We start from the raw sequence: 22,261 nt of genomic DNA, 5'->3' as shown, positions 1-22,261 counted from the left end.
GCAACGCCCGGCCCGCCCACGACACCCGGCCCGTTCGGCCCGCCCGGACCGCCGCCCGACCTGCCGCACCTGGCCGAACTCGAGTCCGAGGCCGTGCACATCGTCCGCGAGGCGGTCGGCGAGTCGGAGCGCCCGGTGCTGCTGTTCTCCGGCGGCAAGGACTCCGCGGTGGCGCTCCACCTGGCCCGCAAGGCCTTCGCGCCCGCCCCGCTGCCCTTCCCGCTGCTGCACGTCGACACCGGCCACAACTTCCCCGAGGTGCTCGCCTACCGCGACCGCACGGTCGCCGCCCACGGCCTGCGGCTGCACGTCGCCTCGGTCCAGGAGGCCATCGACCGGGGCGAATTGGCCGAGCGCCCGGACGGCAGCCGCAACCCGCTGCAGACCCACGCGCTGCGCCGCGCCCTCGAACGGCACCGCTTCGACGCGGTGTTCGGCGGCGCCCGCCGCGACGAGGAGAAGGCCCGCGCCAAGGAACGGGTGTTCAGCCTGCGCGACGAGTTCGGCGGCTGGGACCCGCGGCGCCAGCGCCCCGAGCTCTGGCAGCTCTACAACGGCCGGCACGGCCCCGGCGAGCACGTCCGGGTCTTCCCGCTCTCCAACTGGACCGAACTGGACGTCTGGCAGTACGTCGAGCGCGAGCGGATCGACCTGCCCGACATCTACTTCGCCCACCGGCGCGAGGTCTTCCACCGCGACGGCATGTGGCTGACCGCCGGCGACTGGGGCGGCCCCCGGCCCGACGAGCGCCCCGAGAAGCGCCAGGTCCGCTACCGCACGGTCGGCGACATGGCGTGCACCGGCGCCGTCGAGTCGGGCGCCACCACGGTGGCCGCGGTGATCGCCGAGATCAGCGCCTCCCGGCTCACCGAACGCGGCGCCACCCGCGCCGACGACCGGCTCTCCGAGGCCGCCATGGAGGACCGCAAGCGGGAGGGGTACTTCTGATGGCCACCGCACCGGACACCCCCGCCACCGCCCCGGACGCCCCCGCCGCCTCGCTGCTGCGATTCGCCACCGCGGGCTCCGTCGACGACGGCAAGTCCACCCTCGCCGGGCGCCTGCTGCACGACTCCAAGTCGGTGCTCGCCGACCAGCTGGCCGCCGTCGAGCACGCCTCGCGCGCCCGCGGCCTCGCCGAACCGGACCTCGCCCTGCTCACCGACGGGCTGCGCGCCGAACGCGAACAGGGCATCACCATCGACGTCGCCTACCGCTACTTCGCCACCCCCAGGCGGCGGTTCGTCCTCGCCGACACCCCCGGACACGTCCAGTACACGCGCAACATGGTGACCGGCGCCTCGACCGCCGAGCTCATGGTGATCCTCACCGACGTCCGGCACGGCGTCGTCGAACAGACCCGGCGGCACGCCGCCGTCGCCGCCCTGCTGCGGGTGCCCCGTCTCCTGCTCGCCGTCAACAAGATGGACCTGGTCGACTGCGCGGAACCGGCGTTCGCGGCCGTCGCCGACCGGTTCGCCGCCCTCGCGCACTCCCTGGGCATCGGCTCGGTCACCGCGATCCCGATCTCGGCCCGCGACGGCGACAACGTCGTCACCCCCTCCCGGCGGATGGCCTGGTACGGCGGGCCGACCCTGCTGGAGCACCTGGAGACCGTCCCCGCCGCCGGCGAGCCCGAGGACGCCCCGGCCCGCTTCCCGGTCCAGTACGTGATCCGCCACGGCGGGCGCGGCTACGCCGGTCGGATCTCGGCCGGAACCCTGCGCGTCGGCGACCGGGTCGTCGTCCTGCCGTCCGGCCTGACCAGCACCGTCACCGCCATCGACGCGCTCGGCACCCCGGTGGCGGCCGCCCGCGCCCCGCAGTCCGTCACCGTCCGGCTGGCCGACGACCTCGACGTGGCCCGGGGCGACCTCCTCGCCCCCGTCGACTCCGCGCCCCGCCCGGTCCGCACCGTCGAGGCCACCGCCTGCCACCTGCACGACCGCCCGCTGCGCACCGGCGACCGGGTCCTCGTCAAACACGGCACCCGGACCGTCCCGGCGCTGGTCACCGCGATCCCGGCCCGCCTCGACCCGGACGGCCTGCGCCCGCTCCCGGCGCACGACCGGCTCGACGCCAACGACCTCGGCCGCCTCACGCTGCGCGCCGCCGAACCGCTCCCGGTCGACCCGTACGCCCGATCGCGCCGGAACGGCTCGTTCCTGCTCATCGACCCGGCCGACGGCAGTACGCTCACGGCCGGCATGGCGGGCCCGCCGCCGACGGCCGCACGGGGGGCCGACGCGCAGGAACCGTAGACCCGTTCGCCCCGACGGCCCGCCACCCCCGGACGCCCGTCCGGCCGCACCGCCCGTCTGGGCCCCCTCCCCGCCACCCCCGGCGCAACCCCCGGAGACCCACATGCCCCAGCAGCCCGAGCCCCTCGACCCCCACAAGGACATGGTTGCCCTGCTCCAGGGAGCGTGGCGGGCCCGCGCCGTCCATGTCGCCGCCGAACTCGGCATACCCGACCTGCTGGTCCCCGGCCCGCGCGGCGTCGCCGAACTCGCCGAACTCACCGGCACCCACGCCCCCACCCTGGGCCGCCTGCTGCGCGCCCTCGCCACCTTCGGCGTCTTCCACCGCCTGCCGGACGGGCAGACCTACGAGCAGAGCCCGCTCTCCGCCGTCCTGGTCAGCGAGCCCGCCAACCCCGAGTCCACCGACGCCCGCTTCATGGCGGCCAACTGGCACTGGGCCGCCTGGGGCGACCTCCTGCACTCGGTGCGCACCGGCGAGTCCTCCTTCGAGGTGGCCAACAACGGCGTCTCCTTCTGGGAGCTGACCAAGACCGACCCCGACGCCAAGCGGCGCTTCAACGCCGCCATGAGCGCCGTCTCCGTCGCCGAGAGCACCGCCACCGCCCGCGCCTACGACTTCTCCGCCGCCCACCACGTGGTCGACGTCGCCGGCGGCCTCGGCAGCCTCCTCGCCGCCGTCCTCACCGAGAACCCCGCCCTGCGCGGCACCATCCTGGAACGCCCCGAGACCGTCCCGCTCGCCGAGGACCTCCTCGCCGCCTCCGGCGTCGACGGCCGCTACGAGGTGGTGGCCGGCGACTTCTTCGAATCCGTCCCGCCCGGCGCCGACGTCTACACCATCAAGCGCGCCCTGCACGACTGGGACGACGACACCATCGTCCGCATCCTCGAACGCATCCGCGAGGCCATGCGCCCCGACTCCACCCTCCTCGTCATCGAGGGCATGGTCGACGACGGCTCCGACCAGGAGGCCCTCTTCCGCGGCCTCCTCCTCACCGTCCTCGTCGGCGGCCAGGACCGCCCCGAGTCCGACTACCGCACCCTCGCCACCCGCGCCGGCCTCCACCCCACCCGCACCATCCCCGTCTCCGACACCCTCCGCATCCTCGAAACCCGCCTCCCCTGACCCCACCACCCCGAAGGGCCGGCCCGGACGCTCCCAGCCTCCGAACCGGCCCTTCTCACCTGCCGCACCAACCGCGTCCGCCCCTCCCTGACCTGGGGCAACGCCACGATCGTTTGGGAGGAATTTAGGAGCCGACTCCCCCGAGCGAGGCATCAGACAGACTCAGATGCCCTACAGGCAGCCTGCACACGCGACTGCGGCCCAGGCCGGGACACATGTCCTGACCTGGGCCGCAGCCTCGGTTTCGCCTGTTCGGAGAGTGGGCGCGGACGGTTTCGAACCGCCGACATCTGCTTTGTAAGAGCAGCGCTCTACCGCTGAGCTACGCGCCCCCGGTCGTGCGGGACCCGGTTCGGGCGCACGACGAATGCTTAGGGTACCTGGTCCGGCGGGGTGGTGGGGCGGGGGTGGTCGGGGGGTGGGGCGGGTGGGGTGCCGGTGCGGCGGGCGGATCGGGAAGAATGGGCGGTGGATCAACGGTCGGGAACCAGGGAGCGCGCAGTGAGGGTGGCCGGCGGAGGCGGGCAGGGGCGGCGGTGGCCGGGGAACGGAGTGGCCGAGGCGCTGGTGCTGCCGCTGGTCTTCGCGGGTGCGCTGGGGGCCGCGGGGGCGGCGTCGTTCGGGACCGGCGGGGGCTGGTGGGGGCGGCGCGGCGGGGAGGGCATGCGGGCGGACGCCCGGGCGGCCCGGGACGCGGCGCAGCAGGCGTTCTACGACGTGGACTCCACGCAGCGCGAGGCGCGGCTGGCGGTGGAGACGGTGCGCTCCGCCGGGGACGGTGCGACGGCGCGGCGCGCGGTGGCGGACTTCGAGGCGATCTCCGGCCGGGTCGACCAGGTGACCGTGAACTACCTGGCCGCCCTCGACGCGCACGACCTGGACGCGGAGGACCTGGAGTCCGGGACGGCCGCCCGCGCCAAGCACCAGCTGGACGACGTGAAGGGGCAGCTCGGCTCGGCGCTCGCGGAGCTGAACGACTTCCTGCGCAAGCTGCGGCCGACGCTGGACCGGGCCGAGCAGCAGCTGATGCGGGTGACCCCGGCGATCGAGCAGGCCAGGCGGGCGCTGCTGGACGCCAGCAACGCGCTGGACGCCGCGCGCGGCGCCGGGCTGCGGGCGGACGAGCTGGCGGCGCGGCTGGCGGAGCTGGCGCCGGAGCTGGGGCGGCTGAACGAGGGCGTGGCGCAGCACGGGGTGCCGGGCACCCTGGAGCGCGCCGAGCGGGTGCGGGAGCGTGCGGAGGCGATCGCGGCGGAGGCCGGGCATCTGCCGGAGCGGGCCCGGGAGATCGACCGGCGGGTGGCGAGCCTGCGGACCAGGATCCAGGCGCTGGAGACCAAGGCCGGGACGGTCGTGCCGGCGCTGAGCGAGCTGCGCCGGCGGTTCTCCGCCGCGTGCTGGCAGGACCTCCAGCGGGTGCCGGACCAGGTCGCGGAGACCGGGCGGGCCGCCGAGGTCAAGCTCGCCGAGGCCGCCCGGGCCCGGGACGAGCAGCGCTGGGCGGACGCCACCGGTGCGCTGGGCACGGTGCGCGCGCTGCTGGACGCGGCGGACGGGTCGGTGGTCGCGGTGAACGACCGGCTGCGGCAGCTGAACGAGGTGCAGATCGACCCGCACAAGGAGGTCGAGCGGGCCCGGTTCGCTCTGCGGGACGCCCAGCGCCTGGCGATGGCCGGGCGGCACGCGCCGGACCCGCGGCACGCGGGGCCGCTGGACGCGGCGGTGGCCCGGGTGGACCGCGCGGTGGCGGAGCTGGAGTCGGCCGGGAGGCACCCGGACTACTGGCGGTTCCTGACCGAGCTGGCCGCGGTGCGGGAGACGGCGGCCGACGTGGTGGAGCTGATCCGCGGCGAGCTGGGCGGCGGCGTCAGGTAGCCGGGCCAGGTAGCCGGGCCAGGTGGACGGGTCGGGCAGCCGGGCCAGGTAGCCGGGTCGGGTAGCCGCAGGGCCCCCACGGCGGGCGCGGCGCGGATACGCTGGCGGACATGCCTCGTTACGACTTCCGCTGCCGCGCCTGTGGCGCCACCTTCGAGCTCCGCCGCCCGATGGCGCAGGCGGGCGACCCCGCCGTCTGCCCGCAGGGCCACCCGGACACCGTGAAACTGCTGTCGACCGTCGCCGTGACCGGCGCGGCCTCCGCCGGCGGCGCGCCGCAGCAGGCCCCGTCGGCCGGTGGCGGCGGGGGCTGCTGCGGCGGCGGCTGCTGCGGCTAGGACGCCCCGACCGCCGGGACACCCCCCGGCCGCGAAGGCACCCCGCCCGCCAGAACGCCCCGACCGCCAGAACGCCCCGCCCGCTACGACACCCCGACCGCCGCGGCGTCGGCCTCGACGGCCTCGCCGCGCACCCGGGCCAGGAAGCGCCGGACGATCTCCTCGCCCGCCGCCACGCCCACCTCGTCCAGGACGGTGACACCGGGCGCCGTCCACCCGGTGTCGGCCAGTTCGCCGTGGCCGGGGCGCCAGGCGGCGTCGGCGGCGCGCAGCAGGTCGGCGTCGAGCAGGGAGTCCCCGGCGGAGAGCACGGTGGCCCCGCCCACCCGCCGGACGACCTCGGCCAGCGCCGCGCTCTTGCTGAGCGGCGCCGGCACGGCGTACACCTTGCGCCCCTGGAGCGAGACGGTCCAGCCGCGCTCGGCGCACCAGCCGGTGAGCTCCGCGAGCCAGCCCGCCGGCAGCTCGGCGCGCTCGACGACCAGGTAGGCGAACAGCTCGTCGGCGACCCGCCGCTTGTGCGTCCACTCGGGGTCGGCGCAGAGCGCCAGGTGCTCGACCACCTCGACCAGCGGCGCCGCCCCGGCGGCCAGCCGGGCGGCCATCTCGTCCTGCCAGTCGGTGTCCGGCACGCCGTCGACGAGCAGCCGCCCGCCGTTGGCGCAGATGGCGTACGGCGGGACCCAGCCGGGCGTGGGTCCGGGCAGGTTGACCCGCTCGTACTGGGCCCGGGTGCGGGTGGTGGCGGGGACGAGCACCGCCTCCCGGGAGAGTTCGACGAGCAGCTCGGCGGCCTGCTCGGTCATGAACGAGAGCGCCTTGCCGTCGTGCACCTCGACCGAGAGCAGCCGCGGCGCGAGCCGGTCCGGCACGTCGAGGGCCAGGGCCCGGTTGGAGTAGATCAGGGTGCGGTCGAGGTCGCTCGCCACGACGTAGCGGCCCGCGGCGCCGCCGTTCATGCCACCGCTCAGGTAGCCGGTCATCAGGACTCCTTCACCAGGACGGCCGTGCCGGAGGCGCCGGTCGCCCCACGGGTGTAGCGGGGGTGGATGAGGCCGACGCAGGAGTACGGCAGGTCGTCCACCTCCTCGACCGGGACCCCCCGCTGGGCGGCGAGCAGCCGGACGTGGTCGAGGTCGGCGCCCGCGCCGCGCCGGGCCAGCACCCGCCAGGGGACGCGGCGCAGCATGACCCGGGTGGTCTCGCCGACGCCGGGCTTGACCAGGTTGACGTCGTCGATGCCGAACTCCGCGCTGATCCGCTCGACGGCGGCCCAGCCGGCCCAGTCGGGGGTGCGCTCGGCCGCGTGCTCGGCGGAGCGGAACCGCGCGGCCTCCGCGACGGCCTCGGCCCGGACGTCCGCGAAGTGGTCGGCGACGGTGTCCAGGAAGGCGCCGGAGACGTCGGCGCCGGCCAGCTCGGTGTAGTGCTTGGCGCCGTGGAAGTCGTCCGGGCCGATCAGGTCGGCGCGCAGCACGGTGCGCGAGACCAGGCCGGAGACGGTCGAGTTGAGGCAGGCGGAGGGGATCAGGAAGTCGTCCCGGGTGCCGAAGGTGGACACGCAGCGGCCGGGGTCGGCGAGGACGGCGAGGCCGGGGTCGAAGCCGGTCCCGGTGAGTGCCTCGCCGAGTTCGCGGGTGATCGCGCCCTTGCCGGTCCAGCCGTCGACGAACACCACGTCGGCCGCCCGGTGGTGGGCGTCCAGGTAGCGCAGGGCGACCGGGTCGATGCCGCGGCCGCGGACGATGGAGACGGCGTAGTGCGGGGCGTCGACGCCGTGCCCGGCGGCGAGCCAGCGGCGGATCAGGACGCCGACGGGCGTGCCGGCCCGCGCCAGCGAGGCGAGCACCAGGCCGGGGCCGCGCTCGTGCAGCAGGGTCTCGGCGACGGTGCCGACGGCGAGCGCGATCCGCCGGGCGGAGGCGCGCAGGGCCTGGTGGAACAGCTCCTGGTACTCGGGGCTCGGCTGGTACTCGACCGGCAGCGACTCGGCGTAGTGGGCGCCGCCGCTCTGCACGGCCTCCTCGCGCTCCTCGGTGGGCGCCTCCAGGGCGACGTCGGAGAGGTCCTTGAGCAGCCAGGCCACCTCGTCGGCCCGGTAGGAGGAGAACGCCGGGCCGTACAGCGGCCGCGGGAGCGCGGTGGGCCGGTGGGACGGCAGTACGGCGAGCACCACCCGGTCGGTGACCCGCCGCAGCTGGCCGAGCAGGGCGCGCTCGCCCTCGTGCAGGGCCGGGGTGTCGGCGACGTCGTCGACCACCAGGACCACGGTGTCGAAGCGGCGGGCCGGATCGGCGCCGGGGGCGACGTTGTAGACGTAGCGCTCGCGCGAGGAGTCGTCGGCCGGGTCGTCGTGGGCGGGGAAGGCCAGCCGGGTGCGGATGGCGTAGCCGGGGTCGTCGACCGCGAGGACGGGCGAGCGGGTGGTGGTCGAGCTGTGGACGCGGTCGGCGCCGCCGGGGAGCCGCTCGGCGAGGGCGCCGGCGAGGCGCAGCGGCGCGTACATCAGCTCCTCGAAGCCGAGCACCAGCACCCGCCCGCCGCCTGCCGAGTCCGCGCCCGGGCCCGAGCCGACCGCCGCCGCCAGCTGCTCGGCCAGCGCCGGCAGCGCCTCCTCCAGCCGCGCCCGGTGCTCCGGGGTGAACCCGTGCCGCCCGCCGTCGGGCAGCCCGTCCGGCCAGGCCAGCTCGACCCGCACCAGCGGCGCGGCCGGGGCGGCCGGCGGCTCGGGGGCGGGTCCGGCCTCGGCGATCAGCCGCTCGGCCCGGTCCAGGATGTCCGCGGGCAGCTCGACGCCGCCGCCGGCCAGCGCCACCAGGTCGAGCCGGACGCCGAGTTCGGCGGCGGTGTCGGCGAGCCGCCGCCGGTCGTCGGCGCCGCGCAGGTCGACCAGGGCGACCACCACGTAGTGCTCGCGCGGGTGGCGGGCGTGCAGGGCGCGGATGGTGTTGAGCACGGTGGTGCCGGTGGAGAACTCGTCGTCCACCAGGACGAGCGGGCCGTCGCCGGCGAGCAGTCCGGGGTCGGCGGGCAGCAGCAGGTGGGAGGTGGCGTGCGAGTGCTCCTCCTCGAACCCGCCGAGCGGGTCGAGCCCGGGCACCGGGCGCCGGGTGGAGTGCAGGTAGGGGGCGTCCAGCCCGTCGGCGACGCTGTGGCCGAGGCCGGTGGCGGTCTCGGCGTAGCCGAGCACGACGGCGCCCGCGAGGGCCTGCCCGCCCAGCGGGCCGAGCAGCTCGCGGACCCGCCGGCCGAGTTCGAGGCCGGCGCCGTGCACCACGGCGGGGCGCTGCGGGACGTGCTTGCCGAGCACCGTGGAGACCAGCAGGTGGGCGCGCTTGCGGTTCTCCCGCAGGGCCAGGCCGACCAGTTCGGGGAGGCGCTCGGAGCCGGTCAGCGCGACGCCGGCCCGCTCGGCCACCCACCGGCCGGTCCACTCCCGCGGTCCGGCCGACGGCTCGGTGCCGGTCCGCTGCTGCTCTGCTGCTGTCACGAAGGGGTCCTGCTTTCGGTGGTGCGGTGCGGTGGGCAAGGTCGGGAAGGGGCCGGGCGGCTAGCGGCAGAGGCAGGCCGCCAGCAGCTCCGCGAAGCTGACGTCCTCGCGGGCCACCCCGAACACCTCGGCGCGCAGCATCACCCGCTCCGCCCAGGCCCGGTGCGGCTTGGCCTCGTTCATCTTGTTGGTGTACGCCGAGCGCAGCACCCCGCCCCCGCCGCGCTCCTGCTGGAGGATGTCCCGGGCGTCGCTGTACTCCTCGTGCGTGACGACGGAGAGCGCGTGCACCGCGGGCACATGGCTGGGGTGGATGCAGGTCTTGCCCAACAGACCGTTGGCACGGTCGAGTTCGATCTCGCGGATCAGCCCGTCCAGGTCGTGCTCGATGATCCTCCGGCGGACCGCCTCCCGGGAGGGCTCGGCCTCGGCGAACGGGGTACGGCGCAGCTGCGGCTTGAACATCCGCTCCTGGACGGGGAAGTACTCCCAGACCGGGCCGGTGACGGTGAACCCGGTGCCGTCGGCGCGGCCGAGCACGTTGACCACGTCGCCGATCACGGAGGCGACCAGGGCCACGTCGTACGCGGTCAGGTCGGGCGAGCGGCGCAGGCCGTAGGCGGAGCAGAGGTCGGTCACGCCGAGGCGGACGGCGAGGACGCGCTCGCGGTGCTTCTCCAGCAGCCGGGCTATGCCGAACAGCTGGTCGCGGCGGGTCTCCAGGTGGGCGAGCTCGGGGGACTCCAGCACGGGCATCGCGAACAGCCGGCGGCCGGTGGCGGACCCGGCCGCGGCGAGCGCCTCCAGGAATTCCCCGCCGGTCTCCTCGGTGAACTTGGGCAGCACGAATCCGGTGAGCGCGCCGATCGCCGGTCCGAGCCGCTCGGCGAGGTCGGTGAGCTGGGCGGCGGTCCGCACTCTGATGAAGAGGAGGGGAAGATCCTGTGCGCAACCCGTGGAGGTTCCGGCCGCCCCGCCACCCTCCGTGACCTCCGCCCACAGCGCGCCGAGCTGGGCCACCAGGTTGGCCTCGGCGTCCGGCACCTCGTGGTCGGCGATGGCGTCCTCCAGGCAGAGGACCATCGAGACGACCCCCTGCGCGGCCTGCTTGCGGATGTCCGCGCGCAGGGTGGGCCGGGTGGCCGGGCTGTAGAGCGTGGCGCCCAGCGCGGTGGCCAGCACGGCCGGGTCGCCGTCCGGGGTGAACTCCCGGGGCTCCGCGAGAAAGAGCCGGTCGCGGACGCCGTCCGCCAGGTGGCCGAAGTGGCGCAAGGTGCTCTCCTCAGGAGTTCGGCCGCCGGTCCGGCGGAGGCGGGGAGGGGCGGTGACGAGCCCCGGTGCGACACCCGGTTCAACCGGCTCGACGGCCGTCGTGGTTCCCGGACGGTTCCGGCCGGTCACCGTCGACCGACCCCCGAACGACTCCCGCCCGCCCATCGTACGGACGGCTCCGGGCATGCACCGGTTCCGCAATGGCGAATTCTCGGAAGGTTACCCTCCACTTCACAAACCGCAAGCGTTGGCAAAGTCCCACCACGACGCCTCCCCCGGTCACGTTGTCCGAAGGGGTGGCGAACAGGCAGGATGGTCGGCTATGACGCACGTGATGGCCAAGGGCGCCAACATCGCACTGCCGGTGGCGGCGGTCCGCGCCGTGCTGCGCTGGAGCGCCACGCCCGGTGCGCCGGACGTGGACGCCTCCGCACTGCTGCTCGGCCCGGGCGGCAAGGTCGGTTCGGATGCCGACTTCGTCTTCTACAACCAGCCGCGCCACCCGTCCGGCCTGGTGCGCCACCTGCCCAAGCAGCAGAGCGCCGACGGCACCGGGATCACCGACACCGTCGAGGTCGAACTCGGCAAGCTGGCGGCCCACGTCGACCGGGTGGTGCTGGCCGGCTCCTCCGAGGGCGGCTCGTTCCGCGCGGTGGGCGGACTGCGCCTGCAGCTGTTCGACGCGGCGGCCGGCGAGGGCGCGCCGCCGCTGGCCGAGTTCGCGATGGCCGACGGGGACGAGGTCACCGCGCTGGTCGCGGGCGAGCTGTACCGCCGGGCGGGCGTCTGGAAGTTCCGGGCCGTCGGCCAGGGCTACGCGTCCGGGCTGATCGGCCTGGCCACCGACTTCGGCATCACCGTCGAGGACGAGGGCGACCCCGGCGCCGGCCGGTCCTCCCAGTCCCAGCCCCCGGCCGGACCGCCCGCCGCCCAGGCCGCGGACCCGCGGACCGCGCTGCCCGACCCCCGGCCGGCCGGCCGCCCCGAGCCGGGCACCTTCACCCTGGCCCCGGCCGTCCCGCAGCCGCAGGCCGCCGCCCAGGCCGCCCTGGCACCGACCGGCGTCCCGGCCAACACGCCCCCGCCGCCGCCCAACCCGCCCACGGTGCCGCCGAACGTCCCGCCGGCCCCGACCGCGCCGCCCGCCCGGCAGCCCGGCTACGGTTACCCGCAGCAGGTGCCGCAGCAGGCCCCGCAGCAGCAGGGCGGCTACGGCTACCCCCAGCAGCCCGCGGCGCCCGCCCCGGGCTACGGCCACCCCCAGCAGCAGGCGCCGCAGCAGGGCGGCTACGGCTACCCGCCGCCGAACACCGCACCCCCGGTGCAGCAGCAGCCGGCACCCGCCGCCGAGGAGTTCGCCCTGCCCCCGCAGGGCCCCCAGTTCCAGCCCCGCTGAGCCGCCGCCCGCCCCCGCCCCGCCCCCTGCCGGCGAGCCCCCACCCGCCCCGCTCCCGCCCGGTGGCCCCCGGACCGGGGCTCACTCCGGCTTGTACCCGCGCTGCCACTGCATCCCGAAGCCGTACAGCCGGTCGATGTCCGCCTGGAAGCCGTTGACGTAGCGGACCTCGCGCCGCACCGTGAGCGTGTTGTCCCCGCTGTTCTCGATCAGCACCACCGCACAGGACCGCGCCGCCGGGGCCCGCTCCTCCAGCTTGACCTCGATCCGCGGCCCGGACTGCGGCACGATCGTCACCACCGCGTTGGTCTGCTCGAAGGCGGGCGTGCCGTCGTAGATGTACACGAACACCAGCAGCCGCTTGAACTGGTCCTTCTTCTCCAGGTTGATGTACATCGTCTCGCCGGACGGCGCGCCGTACTGGTCGTCGCCGCTGAGCTTGACGTACGGCGGGTGCTGGAGGTCCCCGAGGAGCCCGCCCAGCGGCTGCACCACCCCCCGCTTGCCGTCCGCGAGCTCGTACATGCAGGCCAGGTCGAGGTCCACGTTGACCTGCGCGTTCTGGCTGGAGTCCGGCTCCATCGGGCTGAAGATGCGCGGGCTGAAGAACCGCCGCACGGTGTCCCCGGCGGACGCCCGCGCCGCCCCCGCCCGGGTGGTCCAGTGCAGGTTGACGTAGAGGTAGCCGGTGGTCGCCGCCGCGCCGGTGATCGCGTGCTGCGGTGACGACTTGGTCAGGGTGACCTTGAACTGGCCGCCGGTGTCGGAGCTGTTCCGCTCCCCGCGCAGGTACTCCCAAATCGAGGCCATGCCGTCCTCCCCCAGCCCCGTCAGTCGCTCTGACGGTCCGCCGCTCCATGATCGGGCATCAACCCGCCCGCCGGGTACCCGAACTCCCCTACCCACGGCCGCTCCGGGGACACCGTCCGGGCACCGGCGGGTCGATTGGCGGGGCGAAGGCCGACTCCCGTACCATGCCGCCACTTCGGACGCGATATCGTCTAGCCGCACAGGTGTCCCGTGCGCCCCCTGTCCGGGCGTGCCGGGCCACCCGTCCGACCACGACGCATCGTCAGGCCCGGTCCCGGGGACGAGCCCTGACCACCGTGTCGCACTGTGACCTGTCCCCTGCGGAAACCCGAGGCCCGACCCGCAATGAACCTGACCTCCATACAGCTGGTCTGGACCGTCATCGGCGGCGCAGCCCTGCTGTTCACCGCCATCCTGGTGGCGACGCTGCGCTTCAAGAACAACAGCCGGAAGCAGGAGTCCGGCGACTCCTGGGAGCGCAGTGAGGAGCGCCGCCGGCGCAAGGAGATGATCTACGGGATCTCCTCCTACGTCCTGCTGTTCTGCTGCGCCGGCGTCGCGGCCGCGCTCTCCTTCCACGGCCTGGTCGGCTTCGGCAAGGAGAACCTCGGCCTGTCGAACGGCTGGGAGTACCTGGTGCCGTTCGGCCTGGACGGCGCCGCGATGTTCTGCTCGGTGCTCGCCGTCCGCGAGGCCAGCCACGGTGACGCGGCGCTCGGCTCGCGTCTGCTGGTCTGGGTGTTCGCCATCGCCTCGGCCTGGTTCAACTGGGTGCACGCCCCGCGCGGCATGGCCCACGACGGCGCCCCCGAGTTCTTCTCCGGCATGTCGATCTCGGCCGCGATCCTCTTCGACCGCGCGCTGAAGCAGACCCGCAAGGCCGCCCTGCGCGAGCAGGGCCTGGTGCCGCGCCCGCTGCCGCAGATCCGCATCGTCCGCTGGCTGCGCGCCCCCCGCGAGACCTACGCCGCCTGGTCGCTGATGCTGCTGGAGAACGTCCGCAGCCTGGACGAGGCGGTCGAGGAGGTGCGCGAGGAGCGCCAGGCCAAGCTGGACGCCAAGGTGCGGGCCCGCAGCGCCGACCGCCGCGAGCGCGCCGAGCTGAAGGCCATCTCCCGCCAGTCGGGCGGCATGCTCTCCCGCAACCGCAGCGGCCGTCAGGTGCCCGCCCTCGCCTCCGCCGGAGACGGCCCGAGCGCTACGGAGCCTGCCCTAGCCGCCGAGGCGGACGCTTCCTCCTCCCTCGCCGGCGCCTCCGCGCTGGAGCCGGCCGCGCTGAGCTCCCTGGAGACCGGCCGCCGCCCGCGCACCACCGTCGGCAGCAGCAGCACCGCCTCCTCCTCGGCCTCCTCGTCCTACCGCAGCAGCTCGACCATCGACCTGACGCCGGACGACGACACCCTGTCGATGCCCAAGCTGGACTCGCTGGAGCGCAAGCTGCGCGCCATCGAGCAGCAGCTCGGCTGAGCATCCACCGCGCACGACGCCGAACGGCCGTTCCCCACTCGGGAGGAACGGCCGTTCGGCGTTGTGCTGTCGTGCTGTCGTGCTGTCGCGTCGCCGTGCTGCGGCGCCGGCGGCGCGGGCTACTGGGCGCTGCCCACCAGCTCCCGCTCCCCGTCGCCCCCGCCGCCGGCGCCGTCGCGCCGGTTGCGGAGGATCGACGAGCCGAGGGCGAGGCCGATGAAGGCGACGCCGATCAGGCCGGTGACGATCTCCGGGATGTGGTACTCGATGCCGACCAGCAGGATGACCGCGAGCGCGCCGATCGCGTAGTGCGCGCCGTGCTCCAGGTAGACGTAGTCGTCCAGGGTGCCCTTGCGGACCAGGAAGACGGTCAGCGAGCGGATGTACATCGCGCCGATGCCGAGGCCCAGGGTGATCTGGAAGATGTCGCTGGAGATCGCGAACGCGCCGACCACGCCGTCGAAGGAGAACGAGGCGTCCAGCACCTCCAGGTACATGAACAGGAAGAACGCGGCCTTGCCGCCGACCTGGACGATCGACTTGCCGGACTTCTCGGCCGCCTCCTCCTTCTCGGCCTCCTCCTCAAGGCCCGACTCGAAGACCGAGGCGAGGCCGTTGACGCTGAGGTAGGTGACGAGGCCGAGCACACCGGCGAGGAGCACCGTCTCGGCGTGCTCACCGGCGAAGAAGTTGGACGCCAGCAGCAGGGTGACCAGGGCGACGACGGTGGAGAACGCCTCCAGCTTGCCGACCTTCTCCAGCGGGCGCTCGATCCAGGCCAGCCAGTTGTAGTCCTTCTCCTCGAAGATGAAGTCGAGGAAGATCATCAGCAGGAAGACGCCGCCGAAGGCGGCGATCGCCGGGTTGGCCTGCTCCAGGTACTGACCGTAGGTGAGGCCCTCGTACGTCTTGTCGCTGTGGATCGCGAGGTCGATGACCGTCGCCGGGTTGAGGTGCGCGGTGAGGCCCACGACCAGCAGCGGGAAGATCAGCCGCATGCCGAACACGGCGATCAGCACGCCGACGGTGAGGAAGATCTTCTGCCAGTACGGGTTCATCCGCTTCAACACCGTGGCGTTGACCACCGCGTTGTCGAACGAGAGGGAGATCTCCAGGATGGAGAGTATCAGCACGATGCCGAATCCCTCGGCTCCCCAGAGCAGGCCTGCGGCGATCAGTCCGAGAACGGTGATCGCGAATGACCAGCCGAATGTGCGGAGGAACACGGGACTTGGTTACCTTTCGGGTTCATGGCGGGGCGATCATGACGATCGCGGCCTTTACTGTACGTTTACGCCGAAATCGAGAGCAATGCCCCGCAGGCCCGAGGCGTAGCCCTGGCCCACCGCGCGGAACTTCCACTCGCCCGCGTACCGGTACAGCTCGCCGAAGATCATCGCGGTCTCGCTGGACGCGTCCTCGGTGAGGTCGTAGCGGGCGATCTCCTGGCCGTCCACCGAGTTGACCACCCGGATGTACGCGTTGCGGACCTGGCCGAAGTTCTGCGACCGGTTGTCGGCGTCGTAGATGGACACCGGGAAGACGACCTTGTCGACCTGCGCCGGCACGAGGTCCAGGTTGACCAGGACGACCTCGTCGTCGCCGTCGCCGTCACCGGTCAGGTTGTCACCGGTGTGCTCGACCGAGCCCTCGGGGCTCTTGAGGTTGTTGTAGAAGACGAAGTACTCGTCACCCAGCACCCGGCCGCCCGAGCAGAGCAGCGCGCTCGCGTCGAGGTCGAAGGGCGCGCCGGTCGTGGACCGGGCGTCCCAGCCGAGGCCGATCTGCACCTGGGTCAGATTCGGCGCGGCCTTCGTGAGCGAGACATTGCCACCCTTGGCGAGCGTGACACTCATGGGTTGTCCTTCCTCCCTTGCCTCCCGGGGCGCATCTCAGGTCTATTCCCCCGCGACCCCGGCCGGCCCCTTCCGGCCGGCTGAACTTTCCTGAACTCCCATCCTTCCAGTGCGCCGGGAACGACGGAACGGCCGGGGCGGCCGCCGACGCCTTCGCGTCCGCGGCCGCCCCGGCCGTTCGCACACCCTGCCACGGGCCGTCAGCGGCCCGCCCGACTCAGACGTTGACGCCGAAGTCCTGGGCGATGCCGCGCAGGCCGGAGGCGTAGCCCTGGCCGATCGCGCGGAACTTCCACTCGGCGCCGTTGCGGTACAGCTCGCCGAAGACCATCGCCGTCTCGGTGGAGGCGTCCTCGGTGAGGTCGTACCGGGCCAGCTCCTTGTTGTCCGACTGGTTCACCACGCGGATGAACGCGTTGCGGACCTGGCCGAAGTTCTGCGACCGGTTCTCGGCGTCGTAGATGGACACCGGGAAGACGATCTTCTGAACGTCGGCCGGCACGGTCGCCAGGTTGACCTTGATCGCCTCGTCGTCGCCCTCGCCCTCACCGGTGAGGTTGTCACCGGTGTGCTCGACCGAGCCGTCGGGGCTCTTCAGGTTGTTGAAGAAGACGAAGTTGCCGTCCGCGCCGACCTTGCCCTGGTCGTTGCAGAGCAGTGCGCTGGCGTCCAGGTCGAAATCCGTGCCCGTGGTGGTGCGGACGTCCCAGCCGAGGCCGACCACCACGGCGGTCAGGCCGGGGGCCTCCTTGGTGAGCGAGACATTGCCGCCCTTGCTCAGGCTGACACCCACTTGTCCTCCAAGATTCGGGAGGCACTCCTCGTGCCCCCGTGGTGCGGTCGGAGGCTCCGGCGGCGGAACCGTCCCGGGCCTCTGACCAGCCAACGAGCCGATCGTAGTGCGGGGTTCCCGTCCGCGCCGGGGAACCGGCCGGACGGGGGCGGGGCGAAGCCCGCGGGCGGCTCAGAGCGCGCCGACGGCCGCCAGGTACTCCTGCTCGTCACGGGCGTCCGGCAGGCCGTTCACGACGCTCCAGCGGACCACGCCGGCCTTGTCGATCACGAAGGTGCCGCGGACGGCGCAGCCCTTCTCCTCGTCGAAGACGCCGTAGGCGCGGGAGACCTCGCCGTGCGGCCAGAAGTCGGAGAGCAGCGGGAACTCCAGGCCCTCCTGGTCGGCGAAGACCCGCTGGCTGAAGGGCGAGTCGTTGGACACGCCGAGCACCTGCACCTCGTCGTTCTGCAGGCGCGGCAGCTCCTTCTGGATCGCGCAGACCTCGCCGGTGCAGACACCGGTGAACGCGAACGGGTAGAAGACCACGACGACGTTCTTCTCGCCCCGGAAGTCGGAGAGCCGGACCAGCTCGCCGTGCTGGTTCTTGAGCTCGAAGTCCGGAGCCTCGGTGCCGATCTCGATGGCCATGCGGGGACCTTTCCCACTCGACGCGACTGGGCCGCGCGGGTGGCGCGACGAGCGCCATCCTCGCATCCGCCGGCAGCGATTGAGCCGGACGGGTGAGCCCTGCGCCGTCCGGGGCCACCGCTTTCGCCCTGGGCGAACGGTTCGGCCGTCCGGACGCGGGCGCGCCGGCCGCCGGAATACGACCGGGCCCCGCCGGAGGATCCTCCGGCGGGGCCCGGTGCGGCCCGTCAGGCGGCGCTCAGCGCTTGCCCGGCTTGGCGGTCGACTTGGTCGCCAGACGGGTCGCGGCCCAGTCCTTGGCGATCGCGATCGAGCTCGTCTGGGAGAGACCGGAGGTCTTCGCGGCGTCGGCGATGTCCGAGGCCTCGATGTGGCCGTCCCGGCCGGTCTTGGGCGTCAGCAGCCAGATCAGGCCGCCCTCGGCCAGGTATTCCAGGGCGTCGACGAGGGCGTCGGTGAGGTCCCCGTCGTCGTCGCGGTGCCACAGCAGGACGGCGTCGGCGACGTCGTCGTAGTCCTCGTCGACGAGATCCGTCCCGGTGATCTCCTCGATGCCTTCGCGGAGATCCTGGTCAGTGTCTTCGTCGTACCCCAGCTCCTGGATGATCTGGCCTTCTTCGAAGCCGAGACGAGCTGCCGGGTTGGACTTGTCCGCGGGGTCCGCGGTCGCGCTCACGGGAATAACCTCCAGTATTCGGCCCGGCGTCCATGCCGAGGCTGTGGCCGTAGTCCACACGGGCGCGGCGGTTCGCGCAAGTACCCGACCCCCGATCCCCTCCAAAGGTTGACGTGTCGCACCGGGACACGCCGGGCGACGTGTCGGGAATCACACCGATTTGCCCTTCTCTGCATAGGACAAGGATGCTTCGGGAGGTCCTGGTCCACAGGCCGTACGCACGCCCGAGATGCGAACGGCATTCGGGTCCGCGCGTGCGCGGGCGTAGAGTCTCCTGTTGGCCCTCACCCCGGCCGTCCGCCATCGGACGGAAGGGAAACCAGGTCGGACCACCTCTGTTCGTAACACCCGGGGGTGCGCGGCCCGGACGATGCTGTCCGAACCGCACATCACCAGACCGCTCCTTCTGTCAGGGAGAGCGGTTACCGATCGGTAGAGATGACGGATCTCCGAGCGCGGTAGCACGATGGAGGCGGCGCGACACACCTCAGTTTCGACCGACAGTGAAGGAACAGCGTGGCTTCCGGATCCGATCGCAACCCGATCATCATTGGCGGCCTTCCGAGTCAGGTCCCGGACTTCGATCCCGAGGAGACCGCGGAATGGCTGGAGTCGCTCGATGCGGCCATCGACGAGCGGGGGCGTGAGCGTGCCCGCTACCTGATGCTGCGGCTGATCGAGCGCGCCCGCGAGAAGCGTGTCGCCGTGCCCGAGATGCGCAGCACGGACTACGTCAACACCATCGCCACCAAGGACGAGCCGTTCTTCCCCGGCAACGAGGAGATCGAGCGCAAGATCCTCAACGCGACCCGCTGGAACGCCGCGGTGATGGTCTCCCGGGCGCAGCGCCCGGGCATCGGCGTGGGTGGCCACATCGCCACCTTCGCCTCCTCCGCGTCGCTCTACGACGTCGGCTTCAACTACTTCTTCCGCGGCAAGGACGCCGAGGGCGAGTCCGGCGACCAGATCTTCTTCCAGGGTCACGCCTCCCCCGGCATCTACGCCCGCGCCTTCCTGCTGGACCGGCTCAGCGAGCAGCAGCTCGACGCCTTCCGCCAGGAGAAGTCGAAGGCCCCCTACGGCCTCTCCAGCTACCCGCACCCGCGGCTGATGCCGGACTTCTGGGAGTTCCCGACCGTCTCGATGGGCCTCGGCCCGCTCGGCGCGATCTACCAGGCCCGGATGAACCGCTACCTGGAGCACCGCGGCATCAAGGACACCTCCGACTCGCACGTCTACGCCTTCCTCGGCGACGGCGAGATGGACGAGCCCGAGTCGCTCGGCCAGCTGTCCCTGGCCGCCCGCGAGGGCCTGGACAACCTCACCTTCGTGGTCAACTGCAACCTGCAGCGCCTCGACGGCCCGGTCCGCGGCAACGGCAAGATCATCCAGGAGCTGGAGTCGCAGTTCCGCGGCGCCGGCTGGAACGTGATCAAGCTGGTCTGGGACCGCAGCTGGGACCCCCTGCTCGCGCAGGACCGCGACGGCGTCCTGGTGAACAAGCTGAACACCACGGTGGACGGCCAGTTCCAGACCTACGCCACCGAGTCCGGCGCGTACATCCGCGACAACTTCTTCGGCGGCGACCTGCGGCTGCGCAAGATGGTCGAGTCGATGACCGACCAGCAGATCCAGCACCTGGGCCGCGGCGGCCACGACCACCGCAAGATCTACGCGGCGTTCAAGGCGGCCCGCGAGCACAAGGGCCAGCCGACCGTCATCCTGGCGCAGACCGTCAAGGGCTGGACGCTGGGCCCCAACTTCGAGGGCCGCAACGCCACCCACCAGATGAAGAAGCTGACGGTCGAGGACCTGAAGCGCTTCCGCGACCGGCTGCACCTGCCGATCACCGACAAGCAGCTCGAAGAGGGCTACCCGCCCTACTACCACCCGGGCCGCAACTCGGAAGAGATCCAGTACATGCACGACCGCCGCCAGGAGCTGGGCGGCTACGTGCCGACCCGCAAGGTGCGGCCGCGCAAGCTGGAGCTGCCGGGCGACGACGCGTACAAGGCGGTCAAGAAGGGCTCGGGCAACCAGACCATCGCCACCACCATGGCGTTCGTCCGGCTGCTCAAGGACCTCATGCGGGACAAGGGCATCGGCAACCGCTTCGTGCCGATCGCGCCCGACGAGTACCGCACCTTCGGCATGGACTCGCTGTTCCCGTCGGCGAAGATCTACAACCCGCTCGGCCAGACCTACGAGTCGGTCGACCGCGAGCTGCTTCTGGCGTACAAGGAGTCGCCCACCGGTCAGATGCTGCACGACGGCATCTCCGAGGCCGGCTGCACCGCCTCGCTGATCGCCGCCGGCTCGGCCTACGCCACCCACGGCGAGCCGCTGATCCCGGTGTACGTCTTCTACTCGATGTTCGGGTTCCAGCGCACCGGCGACCAGTTCTGGCAGATGGCCGACCAGCTGGCCCGCGGCTTCGTGCTCGGTGCCACCGCCGGCCGCACCACGCTGACCGGCGAGGGCCTGCAGCACGCCGACGGCCACTCGCACCTGCTGGCCTCGACCAACCCGGGCGTCGTCGCGTACGACCCCGCGTACGGCTTCGAGATCGCCCACATCGTCCAGGACGGCCTGCGGCGGATGTACGGCTCCAGCGAGGAGCACCCGACCGGTGAGGACGTGTTCTACTACCTCACCGTCTACAACGAGCCGATCAAGATGCCGGCCGAGCCCGAGAACGTGGACGTCGACGGCATCCTGAAGGGCCTCCACAAGTACGCCGCCGGCACCGCCGGCCAGATCCCGGCGCAGATCCTCGCCTCCGGCGTGGCCGTGCCGTGGGCCCTGGAGGCCCAGCGGATCCTGGCCGAGGAGTGGAACGTCAAGGCCGACGTCTGGTCCGCGACCTCCTGGAACGAGCTGCGCCGCGAGGCGGTGGAGGCCGAGGAGTTCAACCTGCTGCACCCCGAGGAGCAGCAGCGCGTCCCGTACGTGACCAGCAAGCTCCACGGCGCCGAGGGCCCGTTCGTCGCGGTGTCCGACTGGATGCGCGCGGTGCCGGACCAGATCGCCCGCTGGGTGCCGGGCGCGTGGCAGTCGCTGGGCGCCGACGGCTTCGGCTTCGCCGACACCCGCGGTGCGGCCCGTCGCTACTTCCACATCGACGCGCAGTCCGTCGTGCTGGCCGTGCTCACCGAGCTGGCCAAGCAGGGCAAGATCGAGCGCAGCGCACTGAAGGACGCGATCGACCGCTACCAGCTGCTCGACGTGGCGGCGGCCGACCCGGGCGCCGCGGGCGGCGAGGCCTGAGCGCACCGCTGATCCCCTGAGGGGCCGGTCCCCCCCGCCGTGTGCGGGAGGGCCGGCCCCTCTGCCGTGCGGGCCCGGCGGATCGCGGCGGAGCCGCCGGGCGCGGAGTTCCGCGCCCGAACCATCCGGATCGTCCCGTTGCCGGAGCCTCGTCCGGCGGCCCGGACCGGGACGGGTGCCGGTTCCCTCTTAACCTTCCCGAGAGTCACGCTTAAGGTGTCTTTCCAGGGGGCGAGGGGAGGGGGCCGGTATCGTGCGCGCACCGAGGACGGGGGCCTTCCCCCTGGCATTGCTGGTCGGCGTGACCACCGGCGCCCTGCTGTCCCAGCTGCTGCCCGCTCCGGAGGAGCTCGGCGGGCCCTCGGTGTCCCTGCCGGCCGCCCCTGACCGGGGCCTGCTCGACGTGCTGCCGGTGCCGGGGCCGGTGACCCCCGCGCCCGCACCGGGCGAACCGCCCGCGGCCGACGACCCCGGCACCGTCGCCGTCGCGCCGACGGCGCCCGCGGACGCCGGGGCCGGGCCGTCCGCACCCCCGGCCGCCCCGCCGACGGCGCCCGCCGCGCCCCGCGACCGGACCCGGCCGGACGGCGGGCCGGCCCTCGGGCTCGTCTCCGCCGAGGTGCCGCCGTCCGACCCGGCCACCGGCCCCGCCGCACCGCCCGCGCCGCCCGCGCGCCCCACCGCCGGGCCGGCGGGCGGGACCCCGGCGGCCACCGGGACCCCGGCCGCCCCGGCACCCGGCCCCACCTCGACGGCTCCCGCGCCCCCGCCCGGCCCGCCGCCCGGCGGCAACCACTTCGGCCCCACCCAGGTGCTCCCCTCCCCCAGCCCCTCGGAGTCCCTCTCCGAGGAGGAGTACTGGCAGCAGGCCGAGCAGTGCTGGGCCGCCGCCGAGACCGACCCGACCCTGGACTGCCCCACCTCCTGACCCCGACGGCGCCGGAACGGAACGCCGGCCCGTCCGCGGACGGCCGCCGGCCCCGGACTCGGTCGAGTCCGGG

18 protein-coding genes and 1 tRNA gene are annotated in these 22,261 nt (G+C 73.4%); 9 read left to right on the top strand and 10 right to left on the bottom strand.

Annotated features, from left to right (window positions below):
* The first annotated feature begins 60 nt into the window (after positions 1-60).
* The 3 genes from cysD (at position 61) to ACFC0B_RS27565 (ending at position 3,390) form a co-directional block, all read left to right on the top strand.
* Positions 61-948, top strand: a complete 888-nt coding sequence (gene cysD, locus ACFC0B_RS27575; protein ID WP_376091302.1) for a sulfate adenylyltransferase subunit CysD — start codon at positions 61-63, stop codon at positions 946-948.
* On the top strand, positions 948-2,261 hold the full coding sequence (locus tag ACFC0B_RS27570; RefSeq protein ID WP_376091245.1) for a sulfate adenylyltransferase subunit 1: 1,314 nt from the start codon (positions 948-950) through the stop codon (positions 2,259-2,261). Before cysD ends, ACFC0B_RS27570 begins: the two co-directional genes overlap by 1 nt.
* A gap of 103 nt (positions 2,262-2,364) precedes the next feature.
* A complete protein-coding gene (locus ACFC0B_RS27565; protein WP_376091242.1) occupies positions 2,365-3,390 on the top strand; it encodes a methyltransferase in 1,026 nt (341 codons plus the stop codon).
* A gap of 260 nt (positions 3,391-3,650) precedes the next feature.
* Here ACFC0B_RS27565 and ACFC0B_RS27560 read toward each other — a convergent pair.
* Positions 3,651-3,722: transfer RNA gene (locus ACFC0B_RS27560), tRNA-Val, on the bottom strand.
* 220 nt (positions 3,723-3,942) lie between these two features.
* Between ACFC0B_RS27560 and ACFC0B_RS27555 the strand changes: the two genes are divergently transcribed.
* Both ACFC0B_RS27555 and ACFC0B_RS27550 read left to right on the top strand, forming a co-directional pair.
* Positions 3,943-5,265 carry a hypothetical protein gene (locus tag ACFC0B_RS27555; RefSeq protein WP_376091239.1) on the top strand — a complete coding sequence of 441 codons (1,323 nt, stop codon included), beginning with the start codon at positions 3,943-3,945 and terminating at the stop codon, positions 5,263-5,265.
* Positions 5,266-5,375: 110 nt separating this feature from the next.
* Complete coding sequence (locus ACFC0B_RS27550; protein ID WP_376091236.1) at positions 5,376-5,603, top strand: zinc ribbon domain-containing protein; 228 nt, start codon at positions 5,376-5,378, stop codon at positions 5,601-5,603.
* An 83-nt stretch (positions 5,604-5,686) separates the two neighbouring features.
* Here the strand turns inward: ACFC0B_RS27550 and ACFC0B_RS27545 are convergent, their stop codons facing one another.
* Genes ACFC0B_RS27545 through ACFC0B_RS27535 form a run of 3 tightly spaced genes read right to left on the bottom strand, consistent with a single transcriptional unit; the run spans position 5,687 to position 10,365 of the window.
* Positions 5,687-6,586 (bottom strand): HAD family hydrolase, encoded by a 900-nt coding sequence (locus ACFC0B_RS27545; RefSeq protein ID WP_376091233.1) that lies wholly within the window; start codon positions 6,584-6,586, stop codon positions 5,687-5,689.
* Positions 6,586-9,093, bottom strand: coding sequence for a phosphoribosyltransferase (locus ACFC0B_RS27540; RefSeq protein ID WP_376091230.1), 2,508 nt, complete (start codon positions 9,091-9,093; stop codon positions 6,586-6,588). The genes ACFC0B_RS27545 and ACFC0B_RS27540 overlap by 1 nt, the downstream gene beginning before the upstream one ends.
* A 60-nt stretch (positions 9,094-9,153) precedes the next feature.
* Positions 9,154-10,365, bottom strand: a complete 1,212-nt coding sequence (locus ACFC0B_RS27535; RefSeq protein WP_376091227.1) for an HpcH/HpaI aldolase/citrate lyase family protein — start codon at positions 10,363-10,365, stop codon at positions 9,154-9,156.
* 322 nt (positions 10,366-10,687) lie between these two features.
* Here ACFC0B_RS27535 and ACFC0B_RS27530 point away from each other — a divergent pair, with 322 nt between their 5' ends.
* Positions 10,688-11,761, top strand: a complete 1,074-nt coding sequence (locus ACFC0B_RS27530) for a TerD family protein (protein ID WP_376091224.1) — start codon at positions 10,688-10,690, stop codon at positions 11,759-11,761.
* Between the two features lie 81 nt (positions 11,762-11,842).
* Here the strand turns inward: ACFC0B_RS27530 and ACFC0B_RS27525 are convergent, their stop codons facing one another.
* Positions 11,843-12,571: a Tellurium resistance gene (locus tag ACFC0B_RS27525; protein WP_376091221.1), complete on the bottom strand. Its 729-nt coding sequence runs from the start codon at positions 12,569-12,571 to the stop codon at positions 11,843-11,845.
* A 345-nt stretch (positions 12,572-12,916) separates the two neighbouring features.
* Here ACFC0B_RS27525 and ACFC0B_RS27520 point away from each other — a divergent pair, with 345 nt between their 5' ends.
* A complete protein-coding gene (locus ACFC0B_RS27520; RefSeq protein ID WP_376091218.1) occupies positions 12,917-14,038 on the top strand; it encodes a DUF2637 domain-containing protein in 1,122 nt (373 codons plus the stop codon).
* 119 nt (positions 14,039-14,157) lie between these two features.
* Here the strand turns inward: ACFC0B_RS27520 and ACFC0B_RS27515 are convergent, their stop codons facing one another.
* From ACFC0B_RS27515 to ACFC0B_RS27495, 5 genes are all read right to left on the bottom strand, one after another.
* Positions 14,158-15,264: a DUF475 domain-containing protein gene (locus ACFC0B_RS27515; RefSeq protein ID WP_376091215.1), complete on the bottom strand. Its 1,107-nt coding sequence runs from the start codon at positions 15,262-15,264 to the stop codon at positions 14,158-14,160.
* 54 nt (positions 15,265-15,318) lie between these two features.
* A complete protein-coding gene (locus ACFC0B_RS27510; RefSeq protein WP_376091212.1) occupies positions 15,319-15,894 on the bottom strand; it encodes a TerD family protein in 576 nt (191 codons plus the stop codon).
* Positions 15,895-16,111: 217 nt separating this feature from the next.
* Positions 16,112-16,687: a TerD family protein gene (locus tag ACFC0B_RS27505; protein WP_376091209.1), complete on the bottom strand. Its 576-nt coding sequence runs from the start codon at positions 16,685-16,687 to the stop codon at positions 16,112-16,114.
* Positions 16,688-16,858: 171 nt separating this feature from the next.
* A complete protein-coding gene (locus ACFC0B_RS27500; protein WP_376091206.1) occupies positions 16,859-17,317 on the bottom strand; it encodes a peroxiredoxin in 459 nt (152 codons plus the stop codon).
* A 238-nt stretch (positions 17,318-17,555) separates the two neighbouring features.
* Positions 17,556-17,993, bottom strand: coding sequence for a DUF3052 domain-containing protein (locus ACFC0B_RS27495; RefSeq protein ID WP_344343487.1), 438 nt, complete (start codon positions 17,991-17,993; stop codon positions 17,556-17,558).
* 516 nt (positions 17,994-18,509) lie between these two features.
* Between ACFC0B_RS27495 and aceE the strand changes: the two genes are divergently transcribed.
* Together aceE and ACFC0B_RS27485 are read left to right on the top strand one after the other, a co-directional pair.
* On the top strand, positions 18,510-21,260 hold the full coding sequence (aceE, locus tag ACFC0B_RS27490; RefSeq protein WP_376091202.1) for a pyruvate dehydrogenase (acetyl-transferring), homodimeric type: 2,751 nt from the start codon (positions 18,510-18,512) through the stop codon (positions 21,258-21,260).
* Between the two features lie 301 nt (positions 21,261-21,561).
* Positions 21,562-22,188: a hypothetical protein gene (locus ACFC0B_RS27485; protein ID WP_376091199.1), complete on the top strand. Its 627-nt coding sequence runs from the start codon at positions 21,562-21,564 to the stop codon at positions 22,186-22,188.
* Positions 22,189-22,261 lie beyond the last annotated feature (73 nt).

Origin of the sequence: Kitasatospora sp. NPDC056184 (assembly GCF_042268405.1) — a bacterium.
GTDB lineage: Bacteria > Actinomycetota > Actinomycetes > Streptomycetales > Streptomycetaceae > Kitasatospora.
Note: the sequence above shows the minus strand (reverse complement) of the source record. Positions and strands in the feature narration are given on the sequence as shown.

Bases quoted from the DNA above. Each gene is read 5' to 3' on its own strand.
- ACFC0B_RS27510 (WP_376091212.1), bottom strand. From the start codon at position 15,894: ATGAGTGTCACGCTCGCCAAGGGTGGCAATGTCTCGCTCACGAAGGCC.
- ACFC0B_RS27570 (WP_376091245.1), top strand. From the start codon at position 948: ATGGCCACCGCACCGGACACCCCCGCCACCGCCCCGGACGCCCCCGCC.
- ACFC0B_RS27545 (WP_376091233.1), bottom strand. From the start codon at position 6,586: ATGACCGGCTACCTGAGCGGTGGCATGAACGGCGGCGCCGCGGGCCGC.
- ACFC0B_RS27520 (WP_376091218.1), top strand. From the start codon at position 12,917: ATGAACCTGACCTCCATACAGCTGGTCTGGACCGTCATCGGCGGCGCA.
- ACFC0B_RS27530 (WP_376091224.1), top strand. From the start codon at position 10,688: ATGACGCACGTGATGGCCAAGGGCGCCAACATCGCACTGCCGGTGGCG.
- ACFC0B_RS27500 (WP_376091206.1), bottom strand. From the start codon at position 17,317: ATGGCCATCGAGATCGGCACCGAGGCTCCGGACTTCGAGCTCAAGAAC.
- ACFC0B_RS27525 (WP_376091221.1), bottom strand. From the start codon at position 12,571: ATGGCCTCGATTTGGGAGTACCTGCGCGGGGAGCGGAACAGCTCCGAC.
- ACFC0B_RS27550 (WP_376091236.1), top strand. From the start codon at position 5,376: ATGCCTCGTTACGACTTCCGCTGCCGCGCCTGTGGCGCCACCTTCGAG.
- ACFC0B_RS27565 (WP_376091242.1), top strand. From the start codon at position 2,365: ATGCCCCAGCAGCCCGAGCCCCTCGACCCCCACAAGGACATGGTTGCC.